8 protein-coding genes and 1 pseudogene are annotated in these 11,091 nt (G+C 71.1%); 7 read left to right on the forward strand and 2 right to left on the reverse strand.

Going from position 1 to position 11,091, the window contains the following annotated elements; translation table 11 throughout:
- Positions 1-32 precede the first annotated feature (32 nt).
- Positions 33-1,172 carry a hypothetical protein gene (locus AB0C02_RS20835; protein ID WP_357550213.1) on the reverse strand — a complete coding sequence of 380 codons (1,140 nt, stop codon included), beginning with the start codon at positions 1,170-1,172 and terminating at the stop codon, positions 33-35.
- 277 nt (positions 1,173-1,449) lie between these two features.
- Here AB0C02_RS20835 and AB0C02_RS20840 point away from each other — a divergent pair, with 277 nt between their 5' ends.
- Both AB0C02_RS20840 and AB0C02_RS20845 read left to right on the forward strand, forming a co-directional pair.
- Complete coding sequence (locus AB0C02_RS20840) at positions 1,450-2,511, forward strand: hypothetical protein (protein WP_357550215.1); 1,062 nt, start codon at positions 1,450-1,452, stop codon at positions 2,509-2,511.
- 334 nt (positions 2,512-2,845) lie between these two features.
- Positions 2,846-3,901 carry a hypothetical protein gene (locus AB0C02_RS20845; protein WP_357550217.1) on the forward strand — a complete coding sequence of 352 codons (1,056 nt, stop codon included), beginning with the start codon at positions 2,846-2,848 and terminating at the stop codon, positions 3,899-3,901.
- A gap of 46 nt (positions 3,902-3,947) precedes the next feature.
- On the opposite strand, the gene AB0C02_RS20850 is transcribed toward AB0C02_RS20845, so the two are convergent.
- Positions 3,948-5,237, reverse strand: a complete 1,290-nt coding sequence (locus tag AB0C02_RS20850) for a D-alanyl-D-alanine carboxypeptidase (protein ID WP_357550218.1) — start codon at positions 5,235-5,237, stop codon at positions 3,948-3,950.
- A 380-nt stretch (positions 5,238-5,617) separates the two neighbouring features.
- Between AB0C02_RS20850 and AB0C02_RS20855 the strand changes: the two genes are divergently transcribed.
- The 5 genes and pseudogenes from AB0C02_RS20855 to AB0C02_RS20875 all read left to right on the forward strand — a co-directional run.
- Positions 5,618-7,783: a BTAD domain-containing putative transcriptional regulator gene (locus AB0C02_RS20855; RefSeq protein WP_357550221.1), complete on the forward strand. Its 2,166-nt coding sequence runs from the start codon at positions 5,618-5,620 to the stop codon at positions 7,781-7,783.
- 154 nt (positions 7,784-7,937) lie between these two features.
- Positions 7,938-8,471, forward strand: coding sequence for a hypothetical protein (locus tag AB0C02_RS20860; RefSeq protein WP_357550222.1), 534 nt, complete (start codon positions 7,938-7,940; stop codon positions 8,469-8,471).
- Positions 8,468-9,013: a hypothetical protein gene (locus AB0C02_RS20865; RefSeq protein WP_357550224.1), complete on the forward strand. Its 546-nt coding sequence runs from the start codon at positions 8,468-8,470 to the stop codon at positions 9,011-9,013. The genes AB0C02_RS20860 and AB0C02_RS20865 overlap by 4 nt, the downstream gene beginning before the upstream one ends.
- Before the next feature lie 17 nt (positions 9,014-9,030).
- On the forward strand, positions 9,031-10,494 hold the full coding sequence (locus AB0C02_RS20870) for a hypothetical protein (RefSeq protein WP_357550227.1): 1,464 nt from the start codon (positions 9,031-9,033) through the stop codon (positions 10,492-10,494).
- Between the two features lie 390 nt (positions 10,495-10,884).
- Positions 10,885-11,091, forward strand: a pseudogene (locus tag AB0C02_RS20875) (permease); the annotation flags it as partial.

Here is an 11,091-nt window from a genome sequence, read left to right on the forward strand (position 1 = left end):
GACCAGCCGGGTTTCGCCTGACCCCGCCCTGACTACGCGGCATCGCCGGTCCGGCTGGTCGTAGGGCCCGCGATCGTCACCAGGTCGTCGAGTGCGTGTGCCAGGCGCAGCGGCCAACCGGCGACGAACTCGGCGGACTCGTCCAGTGCGAAGTCGGTGCGCAACAGGTCGGGCGTGTCCGCGTATCGGCGGACCCACGAGACGACCTCGGACGGCTGCACGCGCCGGGCCACCCCCAACGCTTCGGCCGCGCCGGCGTTCCACTCCTCCTGGCCCGGAACCACGTCGACGATGAGGGTCGGCCGGCGGCTGAAAGCTGCCTCGTTGAGGGTGAACCACCCGGCCTTGCCGATGACCAGGTCGCAGGCCGCCAGCAGCACCTCGAAGTCGTCGGACACCCCCCGTACCAGCCATGGTCGATGGGCGGCGAGGTCGTGGAACCGGGCCAGCAGCGCCTTGTTGTCTCCCGCGTTGAGGATCAACTGCACGTCCAGATCACTGTCGGCCAACTGCCGGGCGGCCGCGAGCACCCCGTGTCCCAACCCCGCGCCGCCTGCGGTGAGCAGCACAGTGAACCGCTGACCGAGGCCGAGTCTGTCTCGGGAGTCGGCCTGCTGCCGGCCTGCCTGTAGCGCAGACAGGACGGGGGCACCGACGACATGGACGTGGGACGCGGGCCCGTGCAGCCGGACGGCGTGCTCCCGAGTCCCCGGATCGGTCAGCAGCAGCCGGTCGTACCGGCCGTGGAACCAGATCCGGTTGACCGGTCCGCTGTCGGTCACCAGCGGAATGACCGGTACATCCGGTGCGGGCCGTCGTCGTGCGCACAGGTAACCCGCCACCGGATGGGTGGTGATCACGACATCCGGCGCCATCCGCCCTAACCATCGTGCCGCCGCTGCGCCGAGCGCGAGATCCGACAACCGGCAGACGACGCCGGGCCACCTGCCCGCGACCTGGTAGAGCCGGCGGTGCGGATGACCGCGAAAGCGGCTCGTGGACCATCGATAGGCGGTGCGGAGAACCCGGTCGAGGCGCAGCGGTCGGAAGAGGTGGGCGCAGATGTCCTCGACCGCCACCTCGAGGGCGGGATCACGCTGACGAAGCAGCCGACCGACGGCCTCGGCCGCCCGCATGTGGCCGTCGCCGAACGGTGCGCCAACGACGAGCACCCTGCGTATCGCCCTGCCCGCCACTGTTCGACTTCCCCCACCGCCGGATACCACCGACCGGACCTCCTTCGGTGGTATCCCCGGATCGTCTCGACCTATACCTGGCCCGCCGAGCGACGGCCCGGCCCGGATCCTTGATTCGGCGCGAGAGTTCATCGTCGCGTCATCGGCCGGTCACGGTCTCGCCGTTCGCCGCCGGAACAGTGGCCGTCCGACGCCCGGCTCACGGACACCGGCGTCGCCCCATCGTCCCGTCGCACGTCAAAGGCAGGCCGCCGTGTCCGAGCCCGTCACCGTCCCGCTCGCCGAGATCGTCGCCGATGTCCTTCCCGCGGACGTACCGGAGGCCGTCATCGGGGAGGTCATCGCCGAACTGCTGCTCGCCGAGAGCCCGCGGGTGCTCGCCGACGACCCGGTGGAGGCCGTCGCCGCCCTCACCGAGTTGGTCGAGGCGGCGACCCGGCAGGTGTTCGCCCCGGACCCGCTGGCCGATCCGGTCGCGGCCCTTACCCACCCGACGCTCCCGCCGGAGCCGGCCGATCCGGTCGCGGCGGCCGCCGCCCGCGCCGGCGTCGACATCCGCCCGGTCGACACGCACGTCGACGTCGCCGCCGCCGTCAGTGTCCTCGACGGGGTGTTCGCCCCGGGCGCGGGGCACCACTTCTATCCACCGAGCCTGCTGCGTAACCTGCTCGCCGCCGGCGCGCCGGTCCTGCTGGCCTGGGACGGCGAGACGCCCGTCGGCGTGGTGCTCGCTCTGGTGGGGTGGACCGCCAACGGCCAGCCGATGGTGCAGTCCGGTCCGATGGCGGTGTTGCCCACCGCTCGCGGCCGCGGCGTGTCGATCGCGTTGAAGCTCGCCCAGCGGGCCTGGGCGATCGAGCGGGGCGTGACCGAGATCCGCTGGACGTTCGACGCGATGGCCGCGGTCAACGCCAACCTCAACCTGTGCCGGCTCGGCGCGACCGTGGAGGCGTTCCTACCCGGCTACGAAGGCCTCCGTGACGCCGCCAGCCCCATCCCACTGCCCTACGACCGGTTGCTCGTCGCCTGGCATCTCACCGGCACGCCGGCCGGACCCGCCGACGGCGACGCCGAGCCGGTGTGGGCGGTTGTCTCCGCCGACGGGCTGCCGGTGCTCGACCCGACGTGGACCCTCGCTCCCGCCGCGTTGGTCGCCTTGCCGGCCGACATCTCCGCGCTGCGCCGGGACGACCCGGCCGCGGCCAGCGCCTGGCAGCACGCCGTCGGCGGCGTGTTGCAGGAGGCGCTCGCGTCCGGCTGGCGGGCCGGCTGGGACCCCGTCGGCGCCTATCGGCTCACCGCGCCCGACCGCTGACCCGCCCTCGCCCGTACTTCAGGCCCTCGTTGGGTGCTTCACCCTGGTTACGGACCGCGGCGCGATATCTGCTGTCGCTCGCCTTTTTTGCGGGACCTGAATCGTCGTTCGCGCGCCCGTGTGAAATTGCGCGCTCGCAGTTCCGGGCGTACGCGCATTACCCTTCACGCCAATGCCCGGAAGGCCGACCGTGTGGAGATACATGACCAGGAAGATGCGAGGTTCGGCCGCTTTCCTGCTCGTTGCCCTTCTCGTGGCGACGATCGTGGGCCGAATCACGGGTGTGAGCCCGTTCGGAGTCAATGTGGCGGCAGCGTGGCCCAGACTGGAATCTGTGTCCGACCCGGATGTGACGCACAACGACGGGCCCCCGGCCACGCCGGCTGATCTTTTCAACGGGACGGCGACCCTGGCCCAGGCGGCCGGATCCCCGTTTCCCGACGCGATCGGCAGCCACGCCGAGAGCACCTCGGTCATCTGGAACGGGCAGTACCTCATGTACTACCGGACCTTCATCAGCTCGACGGGAGAGACCTGCTCCATTCCACAGGGCGTGGCGTTGGCGACATCGAGCGACGGCGGCGTCACCTGGACACCGGACAACGGCGGACGTCCGTTGCCCGGCCTGCAGACGGTCCAGCAGGGGCAGAGTTGCCGCTTCGACGACAGCGTCGAGAGCACCTGGATCTACTCGCCGGACGTCATCGCCGACGGATCCCGGCTTGTCATGGTGTTCGAGCAGCGTGACCACGACCCGAACTACGGCGGGCCAGGGCAGGGCCGCAGCCTGCACTCCATTAGGTATGTCACCAGCCCGGACGGCCGTAACTGGTCGAACAGCACCCTCCTGCTGTCGCCCGGGGCGGTCGGCGCCTGGGACGACGAGATCGGGACACCGGATATCGAAAAGGACGAGACCGGCTACATCCTGACGTTCCACGGTCACGACGCGACCGGGCGCATGAAGCAGACGCGCGGGGTGGTTCGGCTCGACGCACTGAACGGCGAATACACCGGCGCCCGCCAGAAGATCAACCTGACGCCGACCCCGGACTGGGCCAACTTCGGGGTGGGTAAGGCAGCAATGACTCGCGAGCCCGACGGCTACTGGTACATCGTCTTCGAGGCCTTCTCGGGTGCCAGCGGAGCGTGCGGTCGTACGGACACCCAGACGGTGGTCGGCATCGCGCGTAGCACCGACGCCGTGAACTGGTCGGTGGCGCCGACCCCGTTGATCTACGGCCGCGACGGGCTCAGCTGCGGTTACGACATGCCTTCCTGGCAACTGCTCGGCGATGTCCGGGGCATCGTCACGCCCAACGACCCGCCGGAGGGCGGCAGCCTGGTGCGCTGGAACATTGTCGGCAAGCAGGCGCGGAGCAAGCCGTAAGCTTCGCCGTGCCGCGTTCCTCGCGCTCAGGACCGGTGCCGTCGGCTCACCGATGCCGTCGGATGCGGTCCCAGGTGCTCGGCGGCTCCAGCCCTACGTCGGTGCGTAGCTCAGCGGCGACCGGCGCGCCGCCGCCGGCGACCGCGGTGACCCGGCCGTGTTCGGCCTCGGCCGGCAGCCGTGCCGGCACGGTGGGGATGTCGATGTCCAGCCGTACCCGCATGCCGGGCCAGCCCACCACCGTCAGGTCCTGCGCGGCGTTGAGTGCCGTGCCTGCGCCGAGTGGCCCCTGCACGGTGGCGATCTGATCGCCGGCCCGGACGACGGGGTGCACCCCGATCGCGGCGGCGGCGGTGCGGACCAGTGGCCGGGTCGCCCGGAACACCCGGTCCAGCTGTACGGGGGTGTCGGCGCCGGGCTGCCCCAGGACGGCACCCACGACGGTGAACTTCCGGCCCGCCACCTTGACCACGGCGGCGAACACGAGGCAGCCGCCGGCCTCGTCGGTGGACCCGGTCTTGATCCCCACGACACCGTCCTGGCCGACCAGCGAGTTGTAGTTCTTCACGGTGCCGGCAACCGGCAGGGTGGCCTCCTTCTGCGCCACGATCTCCGCGAACGCCGGGAGTTTCATCGCCTCTCGGGCCAGGATCACCTGGTCGACGGCGGTGCTCACGGTGCCCGGGTCGTACCCGGACGGATCGGTGTAGTGGGTGTTGGTCATGCCGAGCGTGGCGGCGGTGTCGTTCATCTTGGCGACGAACGCCTCGATGCTGCCGGCGTCCCAGGCGGCGAGGATGCGCGCCATGTTGTTCGCCGACGGCAGCAGCACCGCCTGGAGCGCCTGCCGTTCGGTGAAGACCGCGCCCGCGACGACCGGCACGAGCGATTCCTCGCGGGCCAGTTCCGCCGGGTACGCGGCGGCCTGCTGGGCGCTGACGGTGAGCTTGGGCCCATGCTGGCCCCGGTTGAGGGGATGCCCGGTCAGGATGACGTACGCCGTCATCACCTTGGTCACGCTCGCGATCGGCACCGGCTTGCGTCCGCCCGACGTGCCGAACGAGCCGACCCCCTCGACGGACAGGGCGGCCTGCCCGGTCTTCGGCCACGGTATCGCCGGGGCCGTGCCGGGGATGACCATCGACGCGGGCACGGTCCGCGTGACCGTCGGCGCGGGCAGCGGGTGGCGCAGCGGCGCGATGGCCACCAGCACGGCGGCGGCCAGGATCAGGGCCAGCAGGCCACTGATCAGCCTCCGGGGGCGGCGTGCGCGATGTCGGCCCCGGGATCGTGGCGGGACCGGTTCAAGCACCTGGTTCGTCGCGGCATCGAGCATGCTGGTTCCTTCCCCCGTGTGGCGCCGGCCCGCCGTGCGGCGGCACCGACGCGCTGATCTCGATACCACCGCGAGGAGAGCCTAGTCAAGATCGTCCCCGCATCGCGGCGACATCGCGACACGGCTTTCCCGCCACTGTCCGGAGTCTTCGCGCTTGGCGACAAGGAGTAGGTTCGACAGATGGCGGCGGCGCGGGCGGTGGCTCCGCCGCCGGTGCGAAAGGATGTCGACTTCGTGCTCGAATTCACGCGGACGAACATCTGGGACAGGCAAGCGCTCGCGCCGTCCTGCGGCGTCACATCCTCACCCCCGGATCGGATGACGAGGACCAGTGACAGGTGAGCGGCGGCGCCAGGACCACCGACACGGGCGGTGCTGACATGCTCGGGGTTCTCGGGCCGGTCGAGGCGGCCGTACGGGACGGGCGTTACGACGACGCCCTGCGTCACCTCGCGGCCGTGCCGGCGGACGCGCCGCTGCCGGCGGCGCTGGCCTGGCGCCTCGGCGTGCTGCTGCACCAACGGGGGCGGTTCGACGCGGCCGATGCCTGCTACCGACGCGCGGCCCTCGACGTGGCACACCAGCAGGCGTCCGCGCTGGCGGACCAGGCCCAGGTGCTCGCCGGGTGGGCCGCGACACGTTGGGCGAGAGGAGACCAGGCACCGGCCCGGCAGTTGGCCGAGCAGGCCGTCCGCATCGCGGAGCAGAGCGGGGACGACTCCGCGGTGGCGGCGGCGTACGTGGCCCAGGCGCTGGCCGCGTTCGGCGACGGCGACCGGGCCGACAACGAGTACGCGTACGCCCGGGCGCTGGCGGCGGCCGAGCGAGCCGGTGACTTCGGCCAGCAGCTCCGAATCCGGTGCAACATCGGCTCACGGCTGGTGGAGGAGGGGCGCTACCGGCCGGCGGTCGAGGAACTCCGCGAGGCCGTCCGCCTCGGCGAGTTGCTCGGCCATCAGACGCTACTGGCGTTGGCGCTGCACAACCGGGCGGAGGCCTGGTTGGGGCTGGGCGAGTTGCGCCGCGCGCGTAGCGACGCGGACGAGGCCCTGGCCCTGTGGCAGCGGGTCGGGTCGCCGCTGGCGGCTTTCGGGTTGACGCTGACCGCCCGGGTGCACCGGGTACGCGGCGCGGCTCGCCAGGCGATAGCTGCCTACCAGGCGGCGCTGGCGATGGGAGAGCCGGACGGCAACGCCCAGGTGTTGGTCGAGGCGTGCGCGGGGCTCGCGCGGCTCAGCTACACCGACAATCCGGCAGCGGCGGCGCAGTACGCGGAGCGTGCCCTGGCGCTGCCCAGCGCCGGCGGACCCACCGTTGCCGAACTGGCTGCGGGCTGGGTCGCCCTCTGCTCCGGTGACCCACAGACCGCGCTGCGGTACGCCGAACAGGTCCGGGCGGAGGCCGGCCGCCGTCGTGACGCCGCCGGCCTGGCCGAGGCCATGGAGCTCGCCGCGCTCGCCTCCCACCTGGACAGCAATGAGGCGGCCGCCACCCGGGCGGTGCGCCGCCTCCTCGCCAGCCTGGTCGAGGCGGCGGCCATCTGGGCCGAGCTCGGCAACGAGTTCGCCCTCGCCACCAATGCCCTCCTGCAGGCGCGCCTGCGCGGCGACCAGGTCGCGGAGGAGCTGGCCTACGAACGGCTCAATCAGATCGGCGTACAGGAAGGCGCCTGGCAGGTCGCCGGCCCGTTGGCGGCGATCGGGCCGACGCCCGTGCCCGAGGTCGAGGTGCAGACCCTGGGCCAGTTCACCGTACGGCTGGCCGGCGTGTCCGTGCCGGTGGCCAGCTGGCAGTCCCGCAAGGCGCGGGACCTACTCAAGATGGTGGTCGGTCAGCTCGGGAAGCCGGTCGCCCGCGAGGCCCTGGCCACCGCGCTGTGGCCGGAGGCGCGCACCGAGGTGGCGCTGCGCCGCCTGTCGGTGCTGATCTCGACCGTCCGGGGTGTACTCGATCCGGATCGGCGACATCCGGCGGACCGCTACCTCGCCACCGACCCGGCCACCGTACGGATCAATCCGGCGCACGTCGCGGTGGACGCGCTGCGCTTCTACGAGGCGGCCCGCGCGGCCATCGCGGCGGACGGCGCGAGCACGACGACGGTCCGGCCGAGCGGCAGCCCGACCCCGGGAAACGCTGCCAACGGCGACGGTGCACTCGGCGACGACGATGCTCGGCTGTTGAGTCGCCTGGAGGCGGTGGTGGCCGGGTACACCGGCGATTTCTGCGACGACGGCGAGGTCGCCGCGGACTGGGTGCGGCGACCCCGGGTCGTCCTTGCCGACCTGCATCGTGAGGCGATCCACCGGCTGGCGAGGCGGTGCCGGCAACTCGGTCGCACCGAGGCGGCGATCGGCTGGTACCTGCGACTGACCGTCGAGGACTGCTACGACGAGCCGGCCCACCTGGGGCTGATCGGCGCGTTGTCGGCCGTTGGGCGGCACGGTGAGGCCAGCCGCCGCTACCACGAGTACGTCGCGCGGATGCGGGAGATGGACGTCGAGCCCGCCCCGTTCCCCTCCCCGAGCGGGATGCGCCCGCCCGCCTGAACAATTCCTGAACGACTCCCGAAACCGGCCGATCAGACTGATCAAGTGGACGGACGTGGGCCTCCCCGTCGGGCAGTGCCGGCAGGTGCCGCGGACCGTCAGCGAGGTCGGACGTATGCGAGGCGGTCGGCTCGCGCTCGTCAGAGGGGGATCGATGACACGAATTCGGGGGAGTGTTGCCGCACTGGCGGTCGGGCTCCTGTTGGCAGGCTGCGGGCCCGACGACTCGAAGCCGGCGGCGGGCGGCGCCGACTCGGCCGGCGCCACCACCCAGGTCGACGGCGGGAAGCCGACAGCCCAGGCCGACGGCAGGGACGCGCCGAGCCAGGGCAAGCCGGGTGGCGGCGGCCGCTGGTGCGACGCGGCGGCGGCGTTCTTGGAGGCAGTGGATCCGCTGTTCGACGCCAACGCGACCGACAACAAGGTCGATGTAAAGCGGGCGCACGCCCGGGTGAAGGATCTGAGGGCGGCGGCGCCGGCCGAGATCAAGGCCCAGGTGGCGGCGATGAGCGATTTCTACGACGCGTTCATCGACACCACTGGCAAGAGCATGGCCGGCGATCCCGCGGCCTACGCACGCCTCGGCCCGCTCATGGAGAAGGTCAAGACGGCGGCCCCGGCGATGGGGGACTACACGACGAAGCACTGCCCGGAGCTCGTCAAGTCGCTGCCGGACGGGTTGTCGTGACGAAGCGAGGCATCGGCCGGTGGCTGCTCGTGGCGCCGGCCACCGTGCTGCTGTTCGCGGCGCCGGCGTGCGGACGATCGGAGGAGCCGTCCCGGCCGGCGAGCGCCGACGGCGAACCGTCGGCGACCACCGCCACGGACCCCGCCGAGGATGCCCCACCGGCCGACAAGCCGGCACCGAAGGCGTGTGACCTGGTGACCGATCAGGAGGCGGACGCCCTGGCTGGGGTCAAGCTCGACCCGAAGCGGGAGGCCCCGGGGAGCTGCACGTGGACGGCGCCGGTCACCGGCCCGACCGGCCAGGTGGAGGTCTACGTCGGCGACGGTGCGAAGAAGACGCTCGACATCGACCGCATGCTGGACCATGACCTGGAGACGCTGTCCGGCGTCGGCGACGAGGCGTACCTCGACACGCAGGCGAACGACGTCTTCGTCCGCAAGGCGGACACGTGGGTCGAGATCCGCCTGGTGCGGCTCAACGACCCGAAGGAGAACCATAAGCCCCTCAAGGACCTGATCCGGGTGGTGGCCGACCGGCTGTGAGTGGGGCAGGGGCGAACATGGGCAGGCGTAGGTGGACGGCGGTCGGGCTGGTCGTGATCCTGCTGACCACCGGCTGCGGAAGGGCCGACAGCGGCGGCGACGCCGACACCGACGATCGGTACGGGTACGGCCCGAAGCCGGACAGGTCCGTGGTCTACCAGTCGGATGTCGTGCTCGTGCAGGGTGGCAGCCGGGTGATCCGGTCGGTGAGCAAGGACGGGTTCACCTACGTGATCGACGGCAAGGCCCCTGGCGTCAAGGACGTCGCGCCGGGAAAGATCATGTTCGCTACGAGCGAGGCGGTCGGCCGAGTGGTGAAGGTCGAGCGGTCCGGTGGTGACAAGGCCGTCACTCTGGCCCCGGTGCGGCTGACCGACGTGGTGCGGGACGGCCACTTCACGTTCGACCAACCGCTCGACGTGGAGGCGCAGCGGTTCGTTCCGTTCCCTGACCTGCTCGGCGAGGTCGTGGACGGGGGCCCGGCCGGGGCGGCGCCGGTCGTGCCGGACGCCGCGCAGGCGACCGGGCTGGGGGTGAACGCCTTCGGCGCGGGCGGTTTCCGGTTCGCCGCGCCGCCGATCGTCCTCGCCCCAGCACGCGAGCCGGGAGCGCGGGGCGCCAAGAGCATCAAGCAGAAGGTCGGCGAGTGGGACGTTGAGGCGTACAAGGACCGGTCGAAGCTGGGGCTGACCGCGTCGCACTCGACAGCCCTGCAGCGTCTCAAGGTCGACTTCGACATCCAGTTGCTGCTGCGGAACCTGCGGGCGTGGGGAGACATCCGGGTGACCAACGGCGTGATTCCCCACCCGCAGTTCCGCATCGACGGGGTCGAGGGGCTCGCCATCACCATCGCCGCAGGTGCCGAGGGCGGGTTGGCGGACAACAAGAAGGTCAAGATCGAGCTGCCCATCGAGGTGAGGCAGCCCATCATCATCGGGGGATTCCCGGCGACCCTCACGCAGACGTTCAAGTTCCTCGTCACCACGGGGTTCTCGGCGAAGAACGGAAACATCAAGGCCACCGGCAGGTGGGGGCTCGACGGACCGATCGGGTATGTCCAGTCGAACGTTCTGACGCCGACCTTCTCCGTGCGGGACAGCATCGTGAAGTCCATCCGTGGCGTCTCGATCGGCGTCGAGGGCATCGTCGTGGCCGCGGAGTTCCGCTTCGGATTCATGATCGGCCTGCCGGTCGCGGGCGCCGGGCCGTTCGTCGGCATCGTGGCGTCGGTCGGCGTGACCAACGGATCGGCGGCGGGCCGGATCGGCTTGCCGCTGCCCGTGGGGCCGGGGGTGAAATGCCGGGGATCCACGCTCGTCCTCACCGTTCGAGCGGGTGAGGGCATCAGCCTGTCGCAGCCGCTGGCCAAGGTGATCGAGCATGTGCTGGGGGTCGGCATCCCCAAGGAGGCCGACTTCATCAAGAAGGACATCGTCAGCCGGACCGCCGTGGAGCCCGACGTGCCCCTGTGTCGGGGCTGACCAGGCCCCACGGGGCAGGGGGCGACCCGACGGCGTCAGCCCCGGCGCCTCTGGTCAAATTGGCAATCATTTCCTTTAGCGGGTGTTGGGTGGGGCGCGACGCCCGCCTGCGTCGCAGCTGACCCCACCGTCACCTGGCGTCTTGTCACAGTGTGATCACGACTCGCGGATGCCTAGTGACACTGGATTTCAATAACCGGATGATCCTCCTCGGTTGCCCCGCCGCCAGGCGGTTGTCGTGGAAGGAATCCGCCCGTGAGCCAGTCATCCCAGCAGGCAGGCGGACCCTAGCGGCACAGGCCGACGGAGGGGGCGGATCTCTTCAGCATCCCGGACCCCTGCGTCACGTCCTGACCACTCCCGGATGCTTGCGTCAGATACGCCGAAGAGGTGATCGCCCTGAGTACGACCGATTCCGTACCCCCTGCCGCGCCCCCCGTCGAGCAGCGCCCGCCGTCGGGGACGGCCGCCGAACCCGCGTCGCCCAAGCGTCGTCGGGCGATCGGTTCGGTTGAGGTGTTGTGTGTGGTGCTCATTTTGGTCGGTGTTTTGCATCGGCAGGTGGGTGTGTGGGTGGCTGATGCGCGGTTGCAGACG

This window comes from Micromonospora sp. NPDC048999, assembly GCF_040649295.1.
Classification (GTDB): Bacteria; Actinomycetota; Actinomycetes; order Mycobacteriales; family Micromonosporaceae; genus Micromonospora.

Bases quoted from the DNA above. Each gene is read 5' to 3' on its own strand.
- AB0C02_RS20850 (WP_357550218.1), bottom strand. From the start codon at position 5,237: ATGCTCGATGCCGCGACGAACCAGGTGCTTGAACCGGTCCCGCCACGA.
- AB0C02_RS20860 (WP_357550222.1), top strand. From the start codon at position 7,938: ATGACACGAATTCGGGGGAGTGTTGCCGCACTGGCGGTCGGGCTCCTG.
- AB0C02_RS20870 (WP_357550227.1), top strand. From the start codon at position 9,031: ATGGGCAGGCGTAGGTGGACGGCGGTCGGGCTGGTCGTGATCCTGCTG.
- AB0C02_RS20855 (WP_357550221.1), top strand. From the start codon at position 5,618: ATGCTCGGGGTTCTCGGGCCGGTCGAGGCGGCCGTACGGGACGGGCGT.